The organism is Thermomonas haemolytica (genome assembly GCF_004346265.1).
In the GTDB taxonomy this organism is placed as follows: domain Bacteria; phylum Pseudomonadota; class Gammaproteobacteria; order Xanthomonadales; family Xanthomonadaceae; genus Thermomonas; species Thermomonas haemolytica.
In genome coordinates this window covers 1-24,147 of the sequence record NZ_SMAP01000008.1, presented here as the reverse complement: position 1 = coordinate 24,147, position 24,147 = coordinate 1, and the positions used below count along the sequence as shown (strand labels likewise).

The 24,147-nt window shown below is 69.7% G+C and carries 18 protein-coding genes, 1 tRNA gene, 1 pseudogene and 1 riboswitch; of the genes and pseudogenes, 14 read left to right on the top strand and 6 right to left on the bottom strand.

Annotation, left to right across the window (positions count from 1 at the left end):
* Positions 1-7 precede the first annotated feature (7 nt).
* Both queD and EDC34_RS09690 read right to left on the bottom strand, forming a co-directional pair.
* Positions 8-361 carry a 6-carboxytetrahydropterin synthase QueD gene (gene queD / locus EDC34_RS09695; RefSeq protein WP_114960665.1) on the bottom strand — a complete coding sequence of 118 codons (354 nt, stop codon included), beginning with the start codon at positions 359-361 and terminating at the stop codon, positions 8-10.
* A gap of 81 nt (positions 362-442) precedes the next feature.
* A tRNA-Met gene (locus tag EDC34_RS09690) sits at positions 443-519 on the bottom strand.
* Positions 520-640: 121 nt separating this feature from the next.
* Here EDC34_RS09690 and EDC34_RS09685 point away from each other — a divergent pair.
* The 4 genes and pseudogenes from EDC34_RS09685 to EDC34_RS09670 form a co-directional block, all read left to right on the top strand.
* Positions 641-1,132, top strand: a pseudogene (locus EDC34_RS09685) (RNA pyrophosphohydrolase); the annotation flags it as partial.
* A gap of 193 nt (positions 1,133-1,325) precedes the next feature.
* Complete coding sequence (locus EDC34_RS09680) at positions 1,326-1,727, top strand: phasin family protein (protein ID WP_114960667.1); 402 nt, start codon at positions 1,326-1,328, stop codon at positions 1,725-1,727.
* 234 nt (positions 1,728-1,961) lie between these two features.
* A complete protein-coding gene (locus tag EDC34_RS09675; protein WP_114960668.1) occupies positions 1,962-3,152 on the top strand; it encodes an efflux RND transporter periplasmic adaptor subunit in 1,191 nt (396 codons plus the stop codon).
* 79 nt (positions 3,153-3,231) lie between these two features.
* Entirely contained in the window at positions 3,232-6,426 is a 3,195-nt protein-coding gene (locus EDC34_RS09670; RefSeq protein WP_114960669.1) for an efflux RND transporter permease subunit, read from the top strand.
* Positions 6,427-6,651: 225 nt separating this feature from the next.
* Here EDC34_RS09670 and bioD read toward each other — a convergent pair whose 3' ends face one another.
* Positions 6,652-7,329: a dethiobiotin synthase gene (gene bioD / locus EDC34_RS09665; protein ID WP_114960670.1), complete on the bottom strand. Its 678-nt coding sequence runs from the start codon at positions 7,327-7,329 to the stop codon at positions 6,652-6,654.
* A 74-nt stretch (positions 7,330-7,403) separates the two neighbouring features.
* On the opposite strand from bioD, the gene EDC34_RS09660 reads away from it, so the two are divergent.
* From EDC34_RS09660 to EDC34_RS09650, 3 genes are all read left to right on the top strand, one after another.
* Complete coding sequence (locus tag EDC34_RS09660) at positions 7,404-7,889, top strand: GAF domain-containing protein (protein WP_114960671.1); 486 nt, start codon at positions 7,404-7,406, stop codon at positions 7,887-7,889.
* The gene (locus EDC34_RS09655; RefSeq protein ID WP_114960672.1) at positions 7,886-8,266 is read left to right on the top strand and encodes a TfoX/Sxy family protein; all 381 of its coding nucleotides are present in this window, start codon (positions 7,886-7,888) and stop codon (positions 8,264-8,266) included. Before EDC34_RS09660 ends, EDC34_RS09655 begins: the two co-directional genes overlap by 4 nt.
* Before the next feature lie 9 nt (positions 8,267-8,275).
* Positions 8,276-8,513: riboswitch (cobalamin riboswitch) on the top strand.
* Between the two features lie 125 nt (positions 8,514-8,638).
* On the top strand, positions 8,639-10,531 hold the full coding sequence (locus tag EDC34_RS09650) for a TonB-dependent receptor domain-containing protein (protein ID WP_114960673.1): 1,893 nt from the start codon (positions 8,639-8,641) through the stop codon (positions 10,529-10,531).
* Positions 10,532-10,633: 102 nt separating this feature from the next.
* Here EDC34_RS09650 and EDC34_RS09645 read toward each other — a convergent pair whose 3' ends face one another.
* Complete coding sequence (locus EDC34_RS09645) at positions 10,634-12,760, bottom strand: putative bifunctional diguanylate cyclase/phosphodiesterase (RefSeq protein ID WP_114960674.1); 2,127 nt, start codon at positions 12,758-12,760, stop codon at positions 10,634-10,636.
* 105 nt (positions 12,761-12,865) lie between these two features.
* Positions 12,866-14,698, bottom strand: a complete 1,833-nt coding sequence (gene glmS / locus EDC34_RS09640; RefSeq protein ID WP_114960675.1) for a glutamine--fructose-6-phosphate transaminase (isomerizing) — start codon at positions 14,696-14,698, stop codon at positions 12,866-12,868.
* A gap of 193 nt (positions 14,699-14,891) precedes the next feature.
* Here glmS and EDC34_RS09635 point away from each other — a divergent pair, with 193 nt between their 5' ends.
* The 7 genes from EDC34_RS09635 to EDC34_RS09605 are packed head-to-tail and all read left to right on the top strand — an operon-like array spanning position 14,892 to position 22,448.
* Complete coding sequence (locus EDC34_RS09635) at positions 14,892-16,214, top strand: efflux RND transporter periplasmic adaptor subunit (protein WP_240311117.1); 1,323 nt, start codon at positions 14,892-14,894, stop codon at positions 16,212-16,214.
* 2 nt (positions 16,215-16,216) lie between these two features.
* Positions 16,217-16,423 (top strand): hypothetical protein, encoded by a 207-nt coding sequence (locus EDC34_RS09630; protein ID WP_132982882.1) that lies wholly within the window; start codon positions 16,217-16,219, stop codon positions 16,421-16,423.
* Between the two features lie 59 nt (positions 16,424-16,482).
* Positions 16,483-17,199, top strand: a complete 717-nt coding sequence (locus tag EDC34_RS09625) for an ABC transporter ATP-binding protein (protein ID WP_114960677.1) — start codon at positions 16,483-16,485, stop codon at positions 17,197-17,199.
* 10 nt (positions 17,200-17,209) lie between these two features.
* Entirely contained in the window at positions 17,210-18,514 is a 1,305-nt protein-coding gene (locus EDC34_RS09620; protein WP_114960678.1) for an ABC transporter permease, read from the top strand.
* 44 nt (positions 18,515-18,558) lie between these two features.
* Positions 18,559-19,782 (top strand): ABC transporter permease, encoded by a 1,224-nt coding sequence (locus tag EDC34_RS09615; protein ID WP_114960679.1) that lies wholly within the window; start codon positions 18,559-18,561, stop codon positions 19,780-19,782.
* A 22-nt stretch (positions 19,783-19,804) separates the two neighbouring features.
* On the top strand, positions 19,805-21,145 hold the full coding sequence (locus tag EDC34_RS09610) for a sigma-54-dependent transcriptional regulator (RefSeq protein WP_114960680.1): 1,341 nt from the start codon (positions 19,805-19,807) through the stop codon (positions 21,143-21,145).
* Between the two features lies 1 nt (position 21,146).
* Positions 21,147-22,448 (top strand): sensor histidine kinase, encoded by a 1,302-nt coding sequence (locus EDC34_RS09605; protein WP_114960681.1) that lies wholly within the window; start codon positions 21,147-21,149, stop codon positions 22,446-22,448.
* 30 nt (positions 22,449-22,478) lie between these two features.
* On the opposite strand, the gene glmU is transcribed toward EDC34_RS09605, so the two are convergent.
* Positions 22,479-23,852: a bifunctional UDP-N-acetylglucosamine diphosphorylase/glucosamine-1-phosphate N-acetyltransferase GlmU gene (gene glmU / locus EDC34_RS09600; protein ID WP_114960682.1), complete on the bottom strand. Its 1,374-nt coding sequence runs from the start codon at positions 23,850-23,852 to the stop codon at positions 22,479-22,481.
* Positions 23,853-24,147 lie beyond the last annotated feature (295 nt).

Genomic DNA, 24,147 nt, shown 5'->3' with positions numbered 1-24,147 from the left:
CCGCCGGTCAGCCGCTGTAGCGGCAGCCCGAGGTGCAGGTCTCGCGCACCACCACCGCCGACAGCAGCGGTACCCGTGGCTTCAGCCGCTCCCAGATCCAGACCGCCAGGCGCTCGCTGGTGGGATTCTCCAAGCCCTCGATGTCGTTGAGGTAGTGGTGGTCCAGCTGCTCGTACAGCGGCTGGAAGGCGGCCTTGAGGTCGGCGAAATCCATCACCCAGCCGGTCTCGGCCCCGGGCTCGCCGCTGACGTGCAGTTCGATCCCGAACGAATGCCCGTGCAGGCGCGCGCACTTGTGCCCGGCCGGCACGTTCGGCAACCGGTGCGCGGCTTCGAGGGTGAAGGTCTTGTAGATGTCCATGCGAGCACGCCGGAGCCGGGGCCACGAGGGGCCGGAAACGAACAACCCCGCAAATCCGCGGGGTTGGGAGTGGCTGCGCGTTGGTGGCTATGGGTGGACTCGAACCACCGACCCCAGCATTATGAGTGCTGTGCTCTAACCGGCTGAGCTACATAGCCAACGCGGAGCCGGGCATTATCCTGATCCTCCCGGCCCGCGTCAATTCATCGCGCGGGCGCTTGCCCGCCCCGGCGGCGGCTGGCACAGTCGGGCCATCGCTTGTTGCAAGGAGTCCGCCTCGTGGTCGATCCGGACGGCTTCCGCCCCAACGTCGGCATCGTGCTGATGCAGGAAGACGGCCACCTGTTCTGGGCGCGTCGGGTGCGTCGCGACGGCTGGCAGTTCCCGCAGGGCGGCATCCACACCGACGAGACCCCGCTGGAGGCGATGTACCGCGAGCTGCGCGAGGAAACCGGGCTGCTGCCGGAGCATGTCGAGGTACTGGGAGCCACGCCCGGCTGGCTGCGCTACCGGCTGCCGCCGCACGCGATCCGCCACCGCGACCGGCTGGTCTGCATCGGCCAGAAGCAGGTGTGGTTCCTGCTGCGCTTCCGCGGCCACGAGCGCGACCTGCGCCTGGACCTGACCACCACCCCGGAATTCGACGACTGGCGCTGGGTGGACTACTGGTACCCGCTGGCGCATGTGGTGCCGTTCAAGCGCAACGTCTATACCCGCGCCCTGCACTACCTGGCGCCACTGGCGCGCGCGGTGGCGGGCCCGCAGGCCATCCCCGAGCCGACCCCGGACGCCCCGCAGCGGCTGCGCCAGCGCTGATCCGCGCCCGCCATCGCGGTGCGCACCTGAACGCCGGACGACCGTCCGTCGGCGCGGGCAGCAGGCATGTTGCATCGCAACAAAACCCCGGTTATGCTGCACCGCACAAACCGGCAATGCCTGCCGGATCGCCACGCAGGAGACCGCCATGTACCAGTTCAACCTCAACGAGCAGTTCAGCAAGGCCGCCGGCCAGTTCGCCGAAGCCGCTGCCAACGTCAACCGCCTGGCCCTGGCCAATGCCGAAAAGGCGTTCGGCCTGCACATGGCCGCGCTCGAGGAGAACATCAACGCCACCTTCGCCTTCGCCGGCGAGCTGGTGGGCGTGCGCGACGCCGAGGCGCTGAAGACGGTGTGGCCGAAGGGCCTGCAGGTCGCACGAGCCAATGCCGAGCGCAGCCTGGGCGCCGCCCAGGAGGCCTTCGCGCATACCCTGAAGACCAACGAGGCGATCGGCGCGCTGGCCAAGAGCCAGTTCGAGCAGGCCGGCGCCCAGGTCAAGGCCGAGGTCGAGAAGGCCGCCAAGGCCGGTGCCAAGGCCGCGAAGTAAGCCCCTATTCCCCCTCCGGAATACCGCCGGACACGATCCCCCTCCGGTTCGGCGCGTTTTACGCCCGGCAGCCCCGCTGTCGGGCGTTTTTGTGTCTGGTGATCTTGTCTCCAGCGATCCGGCCGCCGGGACCCTGCGTAAAGGCCCGCGCGCGCCCGGGAATATGTGTACCGGAAAGTTCACTAAGCGTGCTACCCTTGCGCGCCCCTCTTCCGCCCTCCCGGGAACCCACCCATGTCCCCCACCCCCTCCCGCTCCAAGCCCAATGTCCCGCTGCGCTGGATCCTGATGCTGGCCGGCGTGCTCGTCGTGTTCGGCGGCGTGTTCCTGGTCAAGGCGGTGTTCGCGCGCAAGACCAATGACTTCTTCGACCACATGCCGCAGCCGGCGGTGGCGGTGAGCACCTTCACCGCGAAGACCGAGCGCTGGAACAGCGACAACCAGGCGGTCGGCACCCTGGTCGCGGTAAACGGCACCAACGTCACCACCGAGTCCGGCGGCGTGGTCCGCAGCATCGAGTTCCAGGCCGGGCAGCCGGTGCGCGCCGGCGACGTGCTGGTGCGCCTGAACACCGCCAACGAAGAAGCCACCCTGAAGGCGCTGGACGCCGCGGCGACGCTGGCGCAGGTGCAGGCCGAGCGCTGGACCCGGCTTGGCCAGGACCAGCTGGTGTCGAAGGACGACGTGCAGCAGAAGCAGACCGCCGCCGCCAGCGCACGCGCGCAGGCCGAGGCGCAGCGGGCGCTGATCGCGCAGAAGACCATCCGCGCGCCGTTCTCCGGGGTGCTCGGCATCCGCCAGGTGAACCTCGGCCAGTACGTGGCCCCGGGCGGGACGATCGTGCCGCTGCAGCAGCTGGACCCGATCTACGTGAACTTCAGCCTGCCCGAGCAGCTGGCCGGCAAGCTGTCCACCGGGATGGCGGTCACCGCCAGCGTGGACGCGCTGCCCGGCAAGGTGTTCGAAGGCACGCTGACCGCGATGGACCCGCTGGTCGATCCGAATACCCGCAACTTCAAGGCCCAGGCCACCCTGCGCAACCCGGACGGCGTGCTGCGCCCCGGCAGCTTCGCCAAGGTCGGCTTCAACCTCGGGGAGGCGCAGGACGTGGTGGTGATCCCGCAGACCGCGGTCAGCTTCAACCCCTACGGGAACAGTGTGTTCGTGGTGACCAAGACCGCGCGCAAGCCGGGCGAGACCGACATGCAGGGCAAGCCGCTGACCGGCGACAAGTTCATCGTCACCCAACGCTTCGTCAAGACCGGCGCCACCCGCGGCGACCTGATCGCGGTCAGCGACGGCCTGAAAGCCGGCGAGACGGTGGTCACCTCCGGCCTGCTGAAGCTGCGCAACGACGCCGAGGTGACCATCAACAACAGCGTGCAGCCGGCCGCCGACCTGCATCCGCAGGTGCAGAACAGGTAAGGGCGAGGCCCGCGAGGCGGGCGCGCGGCCTGCGCGCCCGAGACCGCCACCTCTCCCACCCTGCCACCAGGACGCCCCCATGAAATTCACCGATATCTTCATCCGGAAGCCGGTGCTGGCGATGGTCGTCAGCCTGTTCATCCTGCTGCTGGGCCTGCGCGCCTCCAGCGAACTCAACGTGCGCAAATTCCCGGAACTGCGCAATGCGGTGGTCAATGTCACCACGGTCTATTACGGCGCGGATGCCAACCTGATCCAGGGTTTCATCACCACGCCGCTGGAGCGCGAGATCGCCAGCGCCGAGGGCATCGATTACATCGCCTCCACCAGCTCGGCCGGGGTCAGCAGCATCCAGGCCTACATCCGGCTGGACAAGGATCCCAACCAGGCGCTCACCCAGATCAGCGCCAAGGTCAACAAGCTGCGCGGCCAGCTCCCGCGTCAGGCGGAAGACCCGGTGATCGAATTGCAGCAGGGCGAGCAGATCGCGGCGATGTACGTCTCCTTCGCCAGCACCTCGCTGACCAACAACCAGATCAGCGACTACCTGACCCGGGTGATCCAGCCCAAGCTGGTGACCGTGCCCGGCGTGCAGCGCGCCGAGATCCTCGGCGCCGGCACCTTCGCCATGCGCATCTGGCTCAAGCCGGAGAAGATGGCCGCGCTCAAGGTCACTGGCAGCGACATCAGCAACGCGCTGCAGTCAAACAACGTGCTGGCGGCGGTCGGCTCGACCAAGGGCCAGATGGTGGCGATCGACATGACCGCGCGCACCGACCTGCGCAGCCCAGAAGAATTCCGCAACCTGATCGTGCGCGAGCAGGACGGCGCGATCGTGCGCCTGGGTGATGTGGCCGATGTCGTGCTGGGCTCGGAGAGCTATGGCACCTCGGTGCGCATCAACGGCGAGGCCGCCACCTTCATGGGCATCTACGTGGCCCCGGACGCGAACTCGCTGGACGTGATCCGCGCCGTGCGCAAGCTGTGGGACAGCCAGATCGTGCCGCAGCTGCCGCAGGGCATCACCGCCACCATCCCGTACGACAGCACCCAGGCGATCAACGACGCCATCAACGAGGTGATCCGCACCATCGTCGAGGCGCTGGTGATCGTGATCGTGGTGATCTACCTGTTCCTGGGCTCGCTGCGCAGCGTGCTGATCCCGGCGGTGACCATCCCGCTGTCGCTGATCGGCGGGCTGTTCCTGATGCTGGTGCTGGGCTTCTCGATCAACCTGCTCACCCTGCTGGCGATGGTGCTGGCGATCGGCATCGTGGTGGACGACGCGATCATCGTGCTGGAGAACATCCACCGCCACATCGAGGAAGGCATGACGCCGCTGGACGCCGCCATCCGCGGCGCGCGCGAGCTGGCCTGGCCGGTGGTGGCGATGACCACCACCCTGGTCGCGGTGTACCTGCCGATCGGCTTCCAGGGCGGCCTGACCGGGGTGCTGTTCACCGAGTTCGCGTTCACCCTGGCCGGCGCGGTGCTGCTGTCCGGCGTGATCGCACTGACCCTCACCCCGATGATGAGCTCGCGCATCCTCAAGGCGCACGATCCCGAGCACCCCAAGAGCCGGCTCGAAGACTGGCTGGATCGGCGGTTCGAGGCGCTGCGCCATGCCTACCAGCGGCGCCTGCACGGCGCGCTGGAAACCCGGTCGGTGATCGCCGCATTCGGCCTGATCGTGCTCGTCAGCTGCGTGTTCCTGTACAGCACCGCGCCGAAGGAACAGGCGCCGCTGGAGGACGAGGGCTTCATCTTCTCGGTCGCCAGCGCCGACCCCACCGCCACCCTCGACTACGTCGAGCGCTATACCGCCGAGATCAACCGGATCGCCAAGGGCATCCCGGAGGTGCAGGACTACTTCCTGTTCAACGGCGGCTTCGGCGGCGGTGGCGGCGGCGCCAGCCCGATGGCGATGGGCGGCTTCGTGCTCAAGCCCTGGAGCCAGCGCAGCCGCTCCACCAACCAGGTGCTGCAGCAGGAACTGCAGCCGAAGCTCTCGCAGGTGACCGGCCTCAACGTGTTCTCGCTGGTGCCGCCCTCGCTGCCCAGCGCCGGCGGCGGCGCCAGCGGCGGCGAGTTCATCATCGGCGGCGTGGGCGACCTGTCGCAGCTATCCGAACTGGCGGATGCGGTGCTGGCCAAGGCCCGCGCCAGCGGCCGCTTCATCTTCCTCGACAAGGACCTGAAGATCGACAAGCCGCAGATCGAGGTGGTGGTGGACCGCGACAAGGCCGCCACCCTCGGGATCGACATGCGCACCCTCGCCGCCGACATGTCGGCGATGCTGGCCGGCGGCTACACCAACCTGTTCTCGATGCAGAACCGCTCCTACCGGGTGATCCCGCAGGTCGAGCGCGAGCGCCGGCTGAACGCGCACGACCTCGAGAACTACTACACCCGCACCCGCGACGGCCAGCTGATCCCGCTGTCCACCCTCGTCACCCTCAAGGAGAGCACCCAGCCGCAGTCGCTCAAGCGTTTCCAGCAGCTCAACGCGGTGGCCATCACCTTCGCGCCGCGCCCGGGCGTGACCAAGGGCGAGGCGCTGGCGATCCTGGACCAGGCCGCCAAGGACGTGCTGCCGCAGGGCTACAGCGTGGACTACGCCGGCGAATCGCGGCAGTTCAAGCAGGAAGGCTCGGCCATGCTGCTGACCCTGGTGCTGGCGCTGATCGTGATCTACCTGGTGCTCTCCGCGCAGTTCGAGAGCTTCCGCGACTCGCTGATCATGCTGCTGACGGTGCCGATGGCGATCAGCGGCGCGCTGCTGGCGCTGAACGTGCTGGCGCTGGTGGCCAACGTGCTGCAGTTCGCCGGGATCGAGGCCTTCCCCGGGATGAGCATCAACATCTACACCCAGGTGGGCCTGGTGACCCTGATCGGCGTGATCTCCAAGCACGGCATCCTGATCGTGGAGTTCGCCAACAAGCTGCAGGAGCAGGGCCTGTCCAAGCGCGAGGCGATCGAGCAGGCCACCGGCATCCGCCTGCGCCCGGTACTGATGACCACCGCCGCGCTGGTGTTCGCGATGATCCCGCTGCTGCTGGCCAAGGGCCCAGGCGCGGCCTCGCGCTTCTCGATGGGCATGGTGATCGCCTCCGGCATGACCATCGGCACCCTGTTCACCCTGTTCGTGCTGCCGGCGTTCTACCTGTACCTGGCCCGCGACCATGCGCACGACCGCGCGCGCCTGGCAACCGAACAGACCGAGGCGGACACCCTCGGCGAGGCCCCGCTGACCACGGCGCCGCCACGGGACTGAGCCGGCGCGCATGGCCACTCACGCAAACGCCCGGGCCTGCCCGGGCGTTTGCATTTGCGCACGAGGCCGCTAGGGATAGTCTGAACAACGCCATCCAGGCGTTGTCAGCCCACGCCGAGTCCGGCACAGGTCCGGACTCGGCTCACACGCATCAATCACTTGCGTGATTGATGCGTGGCCGGCCATCCATGGCCGGCGGGAACCTCTGAATTGATCAGAGGCTCCCTAGGCGGCCAGCGTCGGCACGCGCAGGTGCGCCGCCAGCGCCTGCGGATCGCCGTCCGGCGCATGCGGCAGCACGCCCCAGCACGGCGCCGGCAGGCGCGCGCGCAGCATCGCGAGGTTGTCCTCCACCCGCTCCATCGCCGAGTCCACGTGCGAGCCGATCCAGCCCGCCAGATGCAGACCATCGGCGGCGATCGCACGCGCGCTCAGCAGGGCGTGGTTGAGGCAGCCCAGGCGCAGGCCCACCACCAGCACCACGGGCAGGCGCAGCGCGCGCACCAGGTCGGCCTGCATCAGGCTGGCCGACAGCGGCGCGGCCCAGCCGCCGACGCCCTCCACCACCAGCGCGTCCACCCGTGCCGCCAGATGCGCATGCGCAGCCAGGATCGGCGCCAGCGCCACCTCGGTGCCGGCATCGCGCGCGGCCAGCTCCGGCGCCAGCGGATGCTCCAGCGCAAACGGGTTGATGTCGGCGTAGTCGATCCCGGGTTCGCCGGCGCGCTGCAACGCCAGCGCGTCGGCGTTGCGCCAGGCGCCGTCGATACGCTCGCAGCCGCTGGCCACCGGCTTCATCCCGGCCACGCGCAGCCCGCGCGCGCGCAGCGCATGCAGCAGGCTCGCGCTGGACAGGGTCTTGCCGATGCCGGTATCGGTGCCGGTGACGTAGATCGAGAACATGCGGGCTCCGGAGCTCCAAGCGACAGGTGGGCGGGCATGGTAATCCCGGCGCCCGGCATTGCTACACTGCACGCATGAGCTTCTCCTTCTCTCCTCTGACCGGCACCAAGCCGGAGCGCTATGCGCAGCTGCTGGAGCAGGTGCGCGCGCTGCTGCACGGCGAACGCGACCGCATCGCCAATGCCGCCAACCTCTCCGCGCTGGTGTACCGGGCGCTGCCCGACCTCAACTGGGTGGGCTTCTATTTCTTCGATGGCACCGAGCTGGTGGTCGGCCCGTTCCAGGGCCTGCCGGCCTGCGTACGCATCCCGCTGGCGAAGGGCGTCTGCGGCGCCGCCGCGCGCACCCGCCAGACCCAGCGCGTCGACGACGTGCACGCCTTCCCCGGCCACATCGCCTGCGATTCGGCCAGCCGCTCCGAGCTGGTAGTGCCGCTGTACCGCGGCGATGCGCTGATCGGCGTGTTCGACCTCGACAGCCCGCTGCCGGCGCGCTTCGATGGCGACGACCAGCGCGGGCTGGAGGCGATCGCCGCGGCCTACCTGGAATCGCTGGGATGAGCCTGAAGCTGCGCAACATCGGCCCGAAATCCGCGGCCTGGTTGCGCCAGGTGGGGCTGCGCACACCCGAGGACCTGGCCGCGGTGGGCGCGGTGGGCGCCTACGTCAAGGTGCGCCGCGCCGGCTTCAAACCCAGTTTGAACCTGCTCTACGCGCTGGAAGGGGCGCTGGCCGACTGCCACTGGCAGGAGGTTCCGGACGCGCGTCGCGCGGAACTGGTGCAGGCCGCCGAAGCCGCGATCGCGCAGCTGCCGCCGCCGCGCGGACGCCCGGCCGCCGCGCCGGTGACCACCACCCACCACGAGGCCGCTCCCATGGCGCCGGCACTGGCCCTGTTCGACGATGATCGCAACGGGCATCCAGGCGACGGCGACTGAACCACGCGCTACACTAGCCGCGCTTGAGGTGACCTGCCGGCAAAGCCGGCGGGTTGAAACGGGAAGCCGGTGACGAGGCGCGCGAGCGCCGCCAGTCCGGCGCTGCCCCCGCAACGGTAGGCGCGACAAGACCAGCATCCGCCACTGTGCACGCATCATCCGATGCCGGCATGGGAAGGCGCTGGCCGGGGACATCTTCGATGTTCCGCGCGCAAGCCCGGAGACCGGCCCCAGGCATGTCTGGTGGCGATGCGGAGGGCGTCGCGCGGCCTGCGCGCGCGTTGCTGCCCGCCGTGTCCGTCTCGATCCCCCCGCATGGCCATCGCCCACCATCCCAGGGCGCGCGGGCGTGCGCGCCGGAGACGACCCACCATGCAATCCAAGCTCCACAGACTTCAGCTCGCGACCCTGCCGCTCGCGCTTGCATCCACCCTGCCGTTGGCCGCGCATGCCGACGATGCCAAGACCCTCGACCGCGTGATCGTCACCGCCACCCGCACCCCAACCACGGTGGATGCCGCGCTGGCGGCGGTGGAGGTGATCGACCGCGACCAGATCGACGCCAGCGGCGCGCACTCGCTGCCGGAGCTGCTGCGCGGGCGCGCCGGCATCGACATCGTCAACCAGGGCGGGCTGGGCAAGCTGAGCACCCTGTTCCTGCGCGGCACCGAATCCGACCACACCCTGTTCCTGGTGGATGGCGTGCGGATCGGCTCGCCCACCTCCGGGCTGGCGTCGATCCAGGACATCCCGTTGGAATTGATCGAACGCATCGAGATCGTGCGCGGGCCGCGCTCCTCGCTGTACGGCGCGGACGCGATCGGCGGGGTGATCCAGATCTTCACCCGCCGCGATGCGGCCCAGGGCACGCATGCGCGCGCGCGCATCGCGGCCGGCAGCCACGGGCTGCGCGAAGCCTCCGCGGGACTGGACCTGCGCACCGCGCGCGGTGGCGTTGGCCTCGACGTGGCGCATCAGCGTACCGACGGCATCAATGCCTGCACCGGCTATTACGACCCGCTGACCTGGAACGGCGCCGGCTGCTTCATCGTGCCCGGCACCCAGCTCGACCGCGACGGCTACCGCAACCACAGCGCGAACCTGCGCGCGGACTTCACGCCGGCCGAGGGCTGGCAGCTGGACGCGCATGCCTTCCGCGCCACTGGCCACAACGACTACGACGGCAGCTACGTGGACAATTCCGACATCGTGCAGCAGGTGGTCGGCGGCAGCGTACGCTGGACGCCTTCCGATGCCGTGCAGCTCAAGCTCAGCGCCGGCCGCGACACCGATGACTCCAGCAACTACCTCGGGCATGTCTTCAGCAACCGCTTCGCCACCCACCGCGACAGCGCCAGCCTGCAGGGCGATTTCACCCTGGCCAAGGGCCGGCTGCTGAGCGCGGGCTTCGACTGGCTGCGCGATGCCGCCAACGTCAGCGACCCGTGGGCGCCGTTCGCGCGCACCCGCGGCAACCGCGGGCTGTTCGTGCAGTACCAGGGCGAATCGGCGGTGGCCGCGGGCATGCAGAACCTGCAGCTTGCCCTGCGCCATGACGACAACGACCAGTTCGGTGGCCACACCACCGGCAGCCTCGCCTGGGGCCGCGATCTCGGCGGCGGCTGGCGGCTGACCGCCAGCCACGGCACCGCGTTCAAGGCGCCCACCTTCAACGAGCTGTACTACCCTGGCTTCAGCAATCCGCTGCTGCGCCCGGAAACCGCGCGCAGCAGCGAGCTCTCGCTGGCGCGCACGGGCGACGGCTGGCACCTGCAGGCCAATGCCTATCAGACCCGCATCGATGACCTGATCGCCTATGACGCCGCGCTCGGCAAGCCCGCCAACATCGATTCCGCGCGCATCCGCGGGCTGGAGCTGACCGGCGATGCGCAGTGGGGCGAGTGGACCGCGCGCGGCCAGCTGGGCTGGCTGCAGACCCGTAACGAAAGCGCTGGCAGCAACCACGGCAAGTGGCTGCCGCGCCGGTCGCCGCGCAGCGCGCGCCTGGATCTGGAGCGCGCAGCCGGCGCCTGGAGCTTCGGCCTGACCGGAATCGCCCAGGCCGCGCGCTGGGACGACGTGGCCAATACCCTGCGCGTGGGCGGCTATGCCACGCTGGATGCGCGCCTGTCGTGGCGCTTCGCACGCGGCTGGACCCTGCAGGGCAACCTCACCAACCTGTTCGACCGCCCCTACCAGACCAGCGCGTATTACCCGCAGCCCGGCCGTGAGTTCACCCTGAGCCTGCGCTGGCAGGGCGATTGAGGCGACCCCACGCACGGACGAAACCATCCGCGCAGAACCGCAAAGGCCCGGCGTATTGCCGGGCCTTTGCACGTGGCCGCGATGCCGATCGCGCCGGGCGGCTCATCCGGCCGCCGTGCCGCCCTCGGCCAGGCGCTTGCAGGCGCCCAGCAGGTCGCGGCACTCGGGCGGTGCCAGCGGCTTGAAGAACAAATAGCCCTGGGCCTGGTCGCAATGCACCTCGCGCAGGCAGGCGAACTGCGCCTGGGTTTCCACGCCCTCGGCCACCACCACCAGGCCCAGGCTGTGCGCCAGCGCCACGATGGTGCGCACGATGGTCGCATCGTGGCCGTCGCCGGTGATATCGGACACGAACGAGCGGTCGATCTTCAGGCAGTGCAGCGGCAGCGATTTCAGGTAGGCCAGCGAGGAGTAGCCGGTGCCGAAATCGTCGATGGCGATGCGCACGCCCAGCCGCTGCAGGTCGGTCAGCGCCACCGAAGCCGCGGCGAGATCGTCCATCAGCATCGATTCGGTGATCTCCAGCTCCAGGTCATGCGGCTGCAGCCCGGTTTCGCGCAGCACCCGGCTGACCTCCTCGGCGATGTCGCGCTGGCGGAACTGGCGCGCCGACAGGTTCACCGCCATGGTGCCCGCCGGCAGCCCCTCGTCGCGCCACTGCCGCAGCTGAAGGCACGCCTGCCGTAGCACCCAGTCGCCGATCGGCAAAATCAATCCGGTGCGCTCGGCCACCGGGATGAACTCGTCCGGGCGCACCTCGCCCAGTTCTGCGCTGTGCCAGCGCAGCAGGGCTTCCCAACCGCTCAGGCGCCCGCTTTCGATCTCCCACTTCGGCTGGTAGTGCAGCGCGAGTTCGCCGCGCGCAAGCGCCTGCCGTAGCCCCGCTTCCAGCTGCGTCTCGCGCCGGAACACCGCATCCAGCGCATCGCTGTAGGCGATCTGGCAGTTGCGACCGGCCTGCTTGGCCTGGCGCAGGGCGAGATCCGCGCGCCGGATGAGCGTATCGGCCGAGATCGGTTCCAGCGCATGCCCGGCCAGCCCGATGCTGGCGCTGATGCCGATGCGGTCCTCGCCCAGTTCGAACTCGCGCGCCAGCGCCACCAGAAGCGACTCGGCACACTGCCGCGCCGCGGCCTGGGTGGTGTCCTCCAGGTGCACCATGAACTGGTCGCCACTGAACCGCGCCAGCGTGGCCTGCGCCGGCAGCACCTCGCGCAGGCGCGCGGCGATTTCCACCAGCAAGCGGTCGCCCTGCTCGTGGCCGAGGGTGTCGTTGATGTTCTGGAAATGGTCCAGGTCCAGCAGCAGCACCGCGCCGGGACGCCGGGACGCCCCGGCCCTGGCCAGCGTGGCGGCCAGGTGCTCGATCACTGCCGACCGGCTGGGCAGGCCGGTCAGGGCATCGTGGCTGAGCATGTGCTGCATCTGCCGGAACGGCCGGCGCACGGCCTCCACGTAGATCGCGCGGTAGAGGAAGTAATAGGCCGCGAGCTTGTAGACATGCCCGAGCAGGTTGGTGCTGCTGGTGATGCGCACGTACAGGGTGAAGAACAGTTCGCTGACCGCCATCAGCAGCAGCGCCAGCAGCAGGCTGCCGAACTCGCAGCCGGAAATGCGGCGCCGACGCAGCACCAGCAGCAGCGCCGCCAGCAGGTACAGCCCGCAGGCGCCCCATTCCAGCCAGATCTTGAGCGGGGTCAGCCCCACGCCCTCTTGATACAGGCTGGCCAGCTGGTCGGGCGCGGTCAGCGGCAGCCAGGCCAGGCCCAGCGCCAGCAGCAGCATTCCGACGAACCAGCCCATGCGCAGCCAGCGCGACGCCGGCGCCGGGCGCTCCGCGAGCAGCACGTAGCCGAGCAACCCGAACGCGGCGATATAGCGCGCCAGCAGCCATAGCAGGATGGTCTTCTGCGGACTGTTCGGGCCCAGCAGGTCGGGCATGCCGGCATACGCCAGCAGGTGCAGCAGGTCCAGCACGCCCACCGCCAGGAACGCGCCGCCCAGCTCCATCGCCCGGCTGGAGCGGCCGGTCTCGGCGACCGCCGCGCCGGTGAAAAACACCAGCGTCGCGACCACGATGGCCAGGATCTCCAGGGTGGAATGCAAGGCCAGGAAATCGGCCTGCGCGACCATCCACTGCTGCTCCGGCATGGATTGCCACAGCAGCAGCGGCACCGCCAACACCAGCAGCAGGCTCCCGACCCAGTGGCGCGGGGCAAGCGTCGGCATCGGCAGTCCTCCTCGGCGTGGTGGTGACAGGGATGATCGGGACGCGGAGCGCATGCCTTCAATGACGCGCTGCGGCGATCATCCTAAACGCAAAGGTCATTCCCCTCACTCCACCGTCACCGACTTCGCCAGGTTGCGCGGCTTGTCCACGTCGGTGCCGCGCGCCAGCGCGGTGTGGTAGGCCAAGAGCTGCACCGGGATGGCATGCACGATCGGCGATAGCACCCCGACATGGCGCGGGGTGCGGATCACGTGGACGCCCTCGGAGTCGCTGAAGCGGCTGTCGGCATCGGCGAACACGAACATCTCGCCGCCGCGCGCGCGCACCTCCTGGATGTTGGACTTCACCTTCTCCAGCAGCGCATCGTTGGGCGCGATCACCACCACCGGCATCTGGGTGTCCACCAGCGCCAGCGGGCCGTGCTTGAGCTCGCCGGCCGGGTAGCCCTCGGCGTGGATGTACGAGATTTCCTTGAGCTTGAGCGCGCCTTCCAGCGCGATCGGATAGTGCGTGCCGCGGCCAAGGAAAAGCGCATGCTGGCGCGGCGCGAACGCCGCCGCCCACGATGCGATCTGCGGCTCCAGGTTCAGCGCGTGCTGCACGCTGCCCGGCAGGTGGCGCAGCTCGTCCAGCAGCGCGGCCTCGCGCGCACCATCCACCTGCCCGCGCTGGCGGCCCAGCGCCACCGCCAGCGCGAACAGCGCCACCAGCTGGGTGGTGAAGGCCTTGGTCGAGGCCACCCCGATCTCGGCGCCGGCGCGGGTGTAGAACACCAGCCGGCTGGCGCGCGGGATCGCGCTCTCGGGCACGTTGCAAATGGACAGCGTCCTGTCGTGGCCCTGCGCCTTGGCGTACTTCAACGCCTCCATCGTGTCCAGGGTTTCGCCGGACTGCGAGATGGTGACGATCAGCTGCTTCGGGTTGGCGATGACCTTGCGGTAGCGGTACTCGCTGGCGATATCCACCGCGCACGGGAGGCCGGCGATGTCCTCGATCCAGTAGCGCGCCACCATCCCGGCGTAATAGCTGGTGCCGCAGGCGAGGATCTGCACCGACTCCACGTCGGCCAGCACCGCGGCCGCGTCCTTGCCGAACAGCGCCGGGTCGAAACCGCCGGCATCGAGGATGCCTTCGGCCGTGTCGCTGAGCGCGCGCGGCTGCTCGTGGATTTCCTTCTGCATGAAGTGGCGGTACGGGCCGAGTTCCAGTGAGGCCAGCGACACGTCGGAGACATGCACCTCGCGCTCCACCGGCGCGTCACTGGCGCCGAACACCCGCACGCCCGTGCAGGTGAGCTCAGCGGTGTCGCCTTCCTCGAGGAAGATCACCCGGCGCGTCGCGGACACGATCGCGGACACGTCCGAGGCCACGAAGTTCTCGCCCTCGCCCAGCCCCACCAGCAGCGGGCAACCCATGCGCGCGGCCACCAGCGTGCCCGGGTCGCGCCTGTCGACCACCGCCAGCGCATAGGCGCCGTGCAGCTCCTTGACCGCGCGCTGCAACGCGCCGAGCAGGCTGGCGCCCTGCGCGCGGTAGTGGTGGATCAGGTGCGCCACCACCTCGGTATCGGTCTGCGATTCGAACGTGTAGCCCAGCGCGCGCAGGCGCTCGCGCTGCTGCTCGTGGTTTTCGATGATGCCGTTGTGGACCAGCGCCAGCTCACCGGCGCTGATGTGCGGATGCGCGTTGGACTCGGTGACGCCGCCGTGGGTGGCCCAGCGCGTGTGGCCGATCCCAAGATGGCCATGCAGGCCTTCGGCCGCGGCCGCCGCCTCCATCTCGGACACGCGCCCGGTGCGGCGCACGCGGCGCACCGTCTCGCCCGCCACCACCGCAAGGCCGGCGGAATCGTAGCCGCGGTATTCCAGCCGCTTCAGGCCGTCCACCAGCAGGGGCACCACGTCACGGTTGGCGATCGCTCCGACGATTCCGCACATCTTGCGTCTCTCTGGCTCCTTGAGGAGCGCCAGTTTAAGCCAAGCCCGCAGAGGCGCCCCCGGCGACGTGGCCGGCGTCCGTCCGGGTGTCCGCGCGGACACCGGTGTCCGCCCTGCGGACGCCGCGGACACCCCGTGCACCCCATGCAAATCAATCACTTGGATTTGGCACGCGAATTGCCATTCCCCTCGCATGGACACGCCCAACAGCCCGCACCGCATGCAAACCCGCGCCCGCATCCGCGACACCTCCGGCCAGGACCGCGCGCCGGCCACGCCCACCACTTCCCGCAAGCGCCCGCCGCGCTGGCTGGGCTGGGCCGCCGGCGGCCTCGGCGTGCTGCTGATGGCCGGCTGGGTGGCCAAGGGCTGGCTCGGCGGCGCCAATTCCTACGACGCCTCGCGCCTGCGCATCGCCAGCGTCACCCGCGGCGATCTGGTGCGCGACCTCAGCGCCGAGGGCCGGGTGATCGCCTCCAACAGCCCCACCCTGTACGCGATCGCCGCGGGCACCGTGGCGCTGAAGGTGGTGGCCGGCGACAAGGTGCGCAAGGACCAGCCGCTGGCGGTGATCGACAGCCCCGAACTGCGCAGCAAGCTGGTGCAGGAGGAATCCACCCTGGCCAGCCTGGAGGCGGAGGCCAGCCGCGCCGTGCTGGACGCGCAGATCGCGCGCGCCAATGCGCAGCGCGCGCTCGACCAGGCCACCATCGACCGCACCGCCGCGCAGCGCGACCTGGAACGCTACCAGCGCGCCTACGCCGGCGGCGCGGTGTCGCAGAACGACCTGGCGCGTGCGCAGGACGGCATGCAGAAGGCCGAGATCGGCCTGGCCGCAGCGCACAAGGATTTCCAATTGCAGAGCACCGGCGCCGGGCTGGACGCGCGCAACAAGCAATTGCAGGCGCAGCGCCAGCGCGCGGTGGTGGACGAGGCCCGCCGCCAGGTGGACGCGCTGACCCTGCGTGCGCCGTTCGATGGCCAGGTCGGCCAGGTGCAGGTGCCGCAGGGCACCCAGGTCGCCGCCAACGGGCCGGTGCTGAGCGTGGTCGATCTCAGCCGCTTCGAGGTCGAGATCAAGGTGCCGGAAAGTTTCGCCCGCGATCTCGGCATCGGCATGCCGGCGCAGATCACGGCCAACAACGCCCGCTACGCCGGCGAGATCTCCGCGGTTTCGCCCGAGGTGGTGAACGGGGAGGTCACCGCGCGCGTGCGCTTCGCCCGCGGCCAGCAGCCGCCGGACCTGCGCCAGAACCAGCGGCTGTCGGTGCGGATCGTGATGGACACCCGCCACGACGTACTGATGGTGGAGCGCGGCCCGTTCCTGGAACAGGACGGCGGCAACTTCGCCTACGTTGTGGAGGGCGACAGCGCCGTGCGCCGCCCGATCCGCACCGGCGCGGCCAGCCTGTCCAGCGTGGAGATCCTGTCGGGCCTGAAGCCGGGCGACCGCATCGTGGTGTCCGGCAGCGATCAATTCAACAACGCGGACCGCGTCCGCATCTCTGGAGAATGAACATGAACGCCTTCCTGCCCCTGCCTGCGCATTTCCACTGGAACGCCCAGCAGCTGGCCGACGCCGTCCCGCGCCGCCTGAGCCAGATGCCGCTGTTCGATGCCGCGCCCGACGCCCGCGTCGCCGGCAACGATGCCCGTGCCCGGGTGCGGCCGCCGGCCGAGTACCTGCCGCGGCGGGCACTCGCGCCCACGTTCCGCATTCATTGACTCCGCCGCACGCCCTTCCCACCGCGCCGCTATCGCGCATCCATACAAGGACTCCTCCCATGCTGAGCATGCACCAGGTCGCCAAGGTCTACCGCACCGAACTCGTCGAAACCCACGCGCTGCGCTCGCTCGACCTGCACGTGGCGGAAGGCGAGTTCGTCGCCGTCACCGGCCCCTCGGGCTCGGGCAAGACCACCTTCCTCAACATCGCCGGCCTGCTGGAGGAATTCACCGGCGGCGATTACCTGCTGGACGGCGTGAACGTGAAGGGGCTGGACGACAACGCGCGCTCGCACCTGCGCAACGAGAAGATCGGCTTCATCTTCCAGGGCTTCAACCTGATCCCCGACCTCAATCTGTTCGACAACTGCGACGTGCCGCTGCGCTACCGCGGGATGCCTGCCTCCGAGCGCAAGCTGCGGATCGAGGACGCGCTGGGCATGGTGGGCCTGGGCTCGCGCATGAAGCACTACCCGGCGGAGCTGTCCGGCGGCCAGCAGCAGCGTGCGGCGATCGCGCGCGCCCTGGCCGGCAGCCCGCGCCTGCTGCTGGCGGACGAACCCACCGGCAACCTGGATTCGCAGATGGCGCGCAGCGTGATGGAGCTGCTGGAGGACATCAACCAGCAGGGCACCACCATCGTGATGGTGACCCACGACCCGGAGCTGGCCGCGCGCGCGCAGCGCAACGTGCACATCGTCGATGGCATGGCCACCGACCTCAGCGCCGCGCCCTCGGTGGTGCGCCCGCTGCACGCCGACGCCACCGCCGCCTGAGGAGGCCGCCATGTTCGGGTATTACTTCCAGCTGGCCCTGCGCAGCTTCAAGCGCAACAAGGTGCTGACCGCGCTGATGGTGCTGGCGATCGCGCTGGGCATCGGCGCCTGCATGACAACCCTGACCGTGTTCCACGTGCTCTCCGGCGACCCCATTCCGGGCAAGAGCGACCGCCTGTTCTACGTGCAGCTGGACCCGGAGCCGATCGACGGCTACACGCCGGGCGCCGAGCCGCAGGACCAGCTGACCCGCTACGACGCGCAGGAACTGCTGCGCCAGGCCAAGGCGCCGCGGCAGGCGATGATGAGCGGCGGCGGCGGCGTGCTGGAGCCTGCAGGCACCAAGCTCAAGCCGTTCCTGATCGGCACGCGCTATACCTCGGCCGATTTCTTCCCGATGTTCGAGGTGCCGTTCCTGCACGGCCGCACCTGGAGCGCGGCGGATGACCGGGCGCACGCACGCGTCGCGGTCATCACCCGCGAGCTGGCGGAAAAGCTGTTCGGACGTACCGATGTCGTCGGTCGCGACGTGCGTGTGGACGGCCACGACCTGCGCATCGTCGGCGTACTCGACCATTGGGCACCGACCCCGCATTTCTTCGACCTGACGACCGGAAGCTACGCACGCGAAGAAGAAGTGTTCCTGCCGATCACCACCGCACTGGAACTCAAGCTCGACCGTAACGGCAATATGAACTGCTTCGGTCGCAGCGTGGTGGGTGATCCGACCGCCGAGAACGTGCCCTGCGCCTGGCTGCAGTACTGGGTGGAGCTGGGCTCGGCAGCGGATGCGCCCGCCTACAAGGCCTACCTCGACCAGTATTCCGAGCAGCAGCGCCGCGCCGGTCGCTTCGAGCGCCCCGCCAATACCCGCCTGCGCAACGTGATGGAGTGGCTGGAGTTCCGCCAGGTGGTGCCGGGCGACGTGCGCCTGCAGCTGTGGCTGGCGTTCGGCTTCCTGCTCGTGTGCCTGCTCAACACCGTCGGCCTGCTGCTGGCCAAGTTCCTGCGCCGCAGCGGCGAGATCGGCGTGCGCCGCGCCCTCGGCGCCTCGCGGATGGAGATCTTCAAGCAGTGCATGGTCGAATCCGGCGTGGTCGGGCTGGCCGGCGGCGTGGCCGGGCTCGGCTTGGCCCTGCTGGGATTGTGGGCCGTGCGCCAGCGTCCGACCGATTACGCCGCGCTGGCGCAGCTGGACGGCCGCATGCTGCTGCTGACCTTCGCGCTGGCCATCGCCGCCAGCCTGCTCGCCGGGTTGCTGCCCGCGTGGCGCGCGATGCGCGTCCCGCCGGCCCTGCAGCTCAAGTCGCAATGATCCGTAGCGCCGCGGCGCTGCCATCCATTCCCCGGAGAATCCCGATGGAAATCCGTCCCATCCTGTCCACCCTGGCGCGCCACAAGACCGCCGCCGCATTGATCGTGCTGGAGATCGCGCTGACCTGCGCGATCCTGTGCAACGCGCTGTTCCTGGTGACGCAGCGCCTGGAGACCATGCACATGCCGAGCGGCATCGACGAGGACCGGCTGCTGATGGCCCAGGTCAACGGCATCGGCACCCAGACCGATGCCGATGCACGCACCCAGGAGGACCTGGCCGCGCTGCGCGCCATCCCCGGCGTCACCGACGCGGTGATCGTCAACCAGGTGCCGTTCCGCAACGGATCATGGAACACCGCGTTGGGCACGCGCCCCGACCAGCCCACGCCGACCCTCACGGCCGCGCAGTACATGGTCAGCGAGGGCGCACTCAAGGCGATGGGCCTGAAGCTGGCGGCCGGTCGCGACTTCCGCGCCGACGAATACAAGACCGTCACCGCACTCAATCTCACCGAAGACCCGAAGGCATTGTCATCGCCGGTCATCCTGTCCGCGCAGGCGGCGCAGCGGCTGTTCCCGGACGGCAATGCCCTGGGGCGCAACGTGTACATGGCCAACATCCCGCTGACCGTGGTCGGCGTGGTCGAGACCCTGACCCGGCCCGCCCAGATGTCCGGCGACCGTAGCAACTCGATCCTGCTTCCGGCGCGCATGAACTTCGCCAATGGCGGCTTCTACCTGGTGCGGGTGGCCGATCCGGCGCGCCGTACCGAGGTCGCCAAGGCGATTGAGCGCGCGCTGGAGAAGGTCGATCCCAACCGCCTGATCAAGCCGGCCAAGACCTACGAGGACAACCGCCGCGACTACTTCGCCGCCGACCGCGACATGATCGGCCTGCTGCTGGTGGTCAGCGCGCTGCTGCTGCTGGTGACCGCGCTCGGCATCGTCGGCCTGGCCAGCTTCTGGGTGCAGCAGCGCACCAAGCAGATCGGCATCCGGCGCGCGCTGGGCGCCACCCGCGGGCAGATCCTGCGCTACTTCCAGACCGAGAACTTCCTGCTCGCCTCGATCGGCATCGTGCTCGGCATGCTGCTGGCCTTCGCCATCAACCAGATGCTGATGGGCAAGTACGCGCTGCCGCGGCTGCCCTGGCAGTACCTGCCGCTGGGGGCGCTGGCCCTGTGGCTGCTGGGCCAGCTGGCGGTGCTGGGCCCGGCCTGGCGGGCGATGGCGATCTCCCCGGCGATCGCCACCCGCTCGGCCTGAGCCAGCGCCTACAATCGCCCGCATGCCCACCATCCTGGTCATCGACGACAACCCCGCGATCGCCACCGCGCTGGACGTGCTGTTCTCGCTGCACGACATCCACACGCTCGGCGCGGCCTCGCCCGAGGCCGGGCTGGCGCTGCTGGAGCAGGCGCCGGTGGACCTGGTGATCCAGGACATGAACTTCGTCGCCGACACCACCTCCGGCGACGAAGGGGTGGCGCTGTTCCACCAGATCCGCGCGCGCCATCCCGACCTCCCGGTGATCCTGCTGACCGCCTGGACCCACCTCGAGGCGGCGGTGGAGCTGATCAAGGCCGGCGCCGCCGATTACCTGGCCAAGCCGTGGGACGACCACAAGCTGCTGGCGACGGTCAACAACCTGCTGGAGCTGGGCGAGAGCCGGCGCCAGCTGGCCGCGGCCAGCCACGGCGAACGCCAGCGCCGCGGGCAACTGGCGCGCAGCTTCGACCTGCGCGGGATCGTGTACGCCGACCCCGCCAGCGAGGCGGTGCTGACCCTGGCCTGCCAGGTGGCGCGCGCCGACCTGCCGGTGCTCATCACCGGCCCCAACGGCGCCGGCAAGGAACGCTACGCCGAGCTGCTGCACCACAACAGCGCGGTGAAGGACGGCCCGTTCGTGGCCCTGAACTGCGGCGCGCTGCCGGCGGAGCTGATCGAGGCCGAGCTGTTCGGCGCCGATGCCGGCGCCTATACCGGAGCGAACAAGCCGCGCGAGGGCAAGTTCGAAGCCGCCGACGGCGGCACCCTGTTCCTGGACGAGATCGGCACCCTGCCGCTGGCCGGGCAGGTGAAACTGCTGCGGGTGCTGGAGACCGGCCGCTTCGAGCGCCTGGGCAGCAACCGCGAGCGCAGCGTGAAGGTGCGCATCGTCAGTGCCACCAACGCCGACCTGCCCGCGCTGATCAATGAGGGCAAGTTCCGAGAGGACCTGTATTACCGCCTCAACGGGATCGAACTGCGCCTGCCGCCGCTGCACGCGCGGCCGCGCGACATCCTCCCGCTGGCCTGCCATTTCCTCCCCGCCGGCAAGCAGCTGGGCGAGGACGCGATGCGCGCCCTCCAGCGCCATCCGTGGCCGGGCAACGTGCGCGAGCTGCGCAACGTGATGCAGCGCGCCGCCCTGTTGGCACGCGGCGACACCATCACGGCCGCCGATCTGGCGCTACCGGCGATGGCTCCCATGCCCGCGCACGCCACCGGCGAGGAGCCCGACCGCGCCACCATCGAGGCCGCGCTGGCCCGTTGCGGCGGAGTGCTGGCCCAGGCCGCCGCCGAGCTGGGGATGTCGCGGCAGGCGCTGTACCGCCGGCTCGACCGGCTGGGCATCGCGCGCGGCTGAGATGCGCCGGCTTTCGCTCACGCTGCGCATGATCGGCCTGGCGGCGGCCGCCGTCGCCGTGGCCCTGGCCGGTAGCCTGCTGCTGCAGCGCTGGCTGCTGGCGTGGCAGGCCGCACTGGTGGCCTGGCTGGTGGTCGCGTTGCTGCTGGCGCTGGCGGTACGCCGCCTGCTGGCGCCGGCACGCGCGCTGTTCCGCGCCCTGGCCGGCACCGTCGCCAGCTACCGCGACGGCGACTTCAGCTTCGGCATCGCCTGGCAGAGCGGCGGCGAACTCGGCGAACTGGTCGCCGCCCACAATGCGCTCGGGCACGCCCTGCGCGAGCAGCGGCTGGCGCTGGTGCAGCGCGAACTGCTGCTGGACACCATGGTGCAGAACACGCCGGTGGCAATGGTGCTGGTGGACCCCGCGCGCCGGGTGGTGCTGGGCAACCTGGCCGCACGCCGGATGCTGGGCGAGGGCCGCCGCCTGGAAGGCCGTGGCATCGACGACCTGCTGGCCGCCACCCCGGCCGCGCTGCAGGAGGCGTTCGCGCGCGGCGGCGACGGCATGTTCAGCCTCGGCAGCGACGACGACGAGGACATCTACCACCTCTCGCGCCGCAGCTTCCGCCTCAACGGACGGGTGCACGAACTGATCCTGCTGCGCCAGCTCACCGCCGAGCTGCGCCGCCAGGAAGTGCAGACCTGGAAGAAGGTGATCCGCGTCATCAGCCACGAGTTGAACAACTCGCTGGCGCCGATCGCCTCGCTCGCGCATTCCGGCGCGGAGCTGCTGCGCCGCGGCCAGCACGAGCGCCTGCCGGCGGCGCTGACCACGATCGAGGAGCGCGCCCGCCACCTGGAAGGCTTCATCCGCGACTACGCGCGCTTCGCCAAGCTGCCCGCGCCCCGGCTGGCCCCGGTGGAGTGGAGCCGCTTCATCGAACAGCTGCGCGCGCAGGTGGTGTTCACCGCCGACCTGTCGCCGGCGGACGGGATCGCCCGCTTCGACGCCGCGCAGCTGGAGCAGACCCTGATCAACCTGCTCAAGAACGCGCATGAATCCGGCTCGCCCGCGGACGAGGTGCGGCTGTCGGTGCGACGGCTGGCGGATGGCTGGCGGATCGAGGTGCTGGACCGCGGCAGCGGCATGAACGAGGCGGTGCTCGCCAACGCGCTGCTCCCGTTCTATTCCACCAAGCGCAACGGCACCGGCCTGGGGCTGGCGCTGGCACGCGAGATCGCCGAAGCCCACGGCGGGCGCATCGCCCTGCTCAACCGCGAAGGCGGCGGGCTGTGCGTGTCGCTGCTGCTGCCGGCCTGAACCGTCCGCCGGATTCGGCACCCTACACCGTCAGCGCGGGGCCTTCTTCACCGGCCGCTGCCAGCCTTCAACCGTCACCTGCTTGGCACGTGCCACCGTCAGCTTGCCCGCCGGCGCATCCTTGCCGATCACCGAGCCGGCGCCGATGGTGGCCCCCTCGCCGATCGTCACTGGCGCCACCAGCGCGCTGTTGGAGCCGATGAAGGCGCCATCGCCAATCACGGTTTGATGCTTGTTGGCGCCGTCGTAATTGCAGGTGATGGTGCCGGCGCCGATGTTCACGCCCGCGCCGATCTGGGCATCGCCCAGATAGCTCAGATGATTGGCCTTGCTGCCCTCACCGATGCGCGCGTTCTTGGTCTCCACGAAATTGCCCACGTGTACGCCGGGACCGAGCACGCTGCCGGGGCGCAGGCGCGCATATGGGCCGATCTGCGCAGCCGGACCGATCTGCGCGCCCTCGATGTCGCAATGGGTGCGGATCTCGCTGCCGGCGGCGATGCGCACGTCGCGCAGGCGGCAGAACGGGCCGATGCGCACGCCGTCACCGAGCTCGACCTCTCCTTCCAGCACCACGTCCACGTCGAGCTCGACATCCTGCCCTGCGCGCACCGTGCCGCGGATGTCGATCCGCGCCGGATCCGCCACCCGCACGCCCTGCGCGCACAGCGCGCGCACCTGCCGCAGTTGGAAGGCCCGCTCCAGCTGCGCCAGTTGCCAGGGATCATTCGCCCCTTCGGTCTCCAGCGGGTCCTCGACCACCACCACCTCGGCCGCCGCGAATTCACGCGCAGCCGCGGCGAACACGTCGGTCAGGTAGTACTCGCCCTGCGCATTATCGTTGCGCAGGCCGTCCAGCCAGCGGCGCAGGGCATCGCCCTCGGCGGCGATCACCCCGGTATTCACCAGCCGGATGCGGCGCTGCTCGGGATCGGCGTCCTTGTGCTCCACGATCGCCGCGACGTGGCCCTCGGAATCGCGCACGATCCGACCGTAGCCGCTGGGATCGTGCAACTCCGCCGCCAGCACCGCCAGCGGCCGCCGCGACTGCAGCAGGCGGTGCAGGGTCTGCGCGGTGATCAGCGGCACGTCGCCATACAGCACCAACACCCGCGCCCCGCTCGGGATCGCCGGCATCGCCTGCTGCACCGCATGTCCGGTGCCCAGCTGCTGTGCCTGTTCGGCCCAATGCAGATCAGGTTGATCTGCGAACGCCTCCCGTACCTGCGCGCCACCATGCCCGTACACCAGGTGCACCCCGGCCGGCGCCAGCGCACGCGCGGCCTCGACCACGTGCACCAGCATCGGGCGCCCGGCGATCCGCTGCAGCACCTTCGGAATGGCCGAGCGCATGCGCTTGCCCTCGCCCGCGGCCAGGATCACGACGTGCAACGGGGCATCCATGCTCGACTCCAATGATGTTGATCGTCCGCGGATTCTAGCGCGCCGGGCCGTGGTTTCAGGCCGGCACCTTGCGCGCAATGGATGCCCTGGCAGCCCGATGATCCATTGCCATCCGCGGCGCATCGGCCATTGGCCTTGCTTTGGGTTTTCCCTACGCGCAAAGAAAGGTAATTCCTAGCCTTTCCGGACCAAAGTTGGCTTGAGTTCCTGGATCGACGTCTGCTTGAGAAGCTTGTAGATCAAGGGTTTCAGGTCTTCGCCCCGATGGTTGTAGCGGTAGCAAACCTCACCCAGA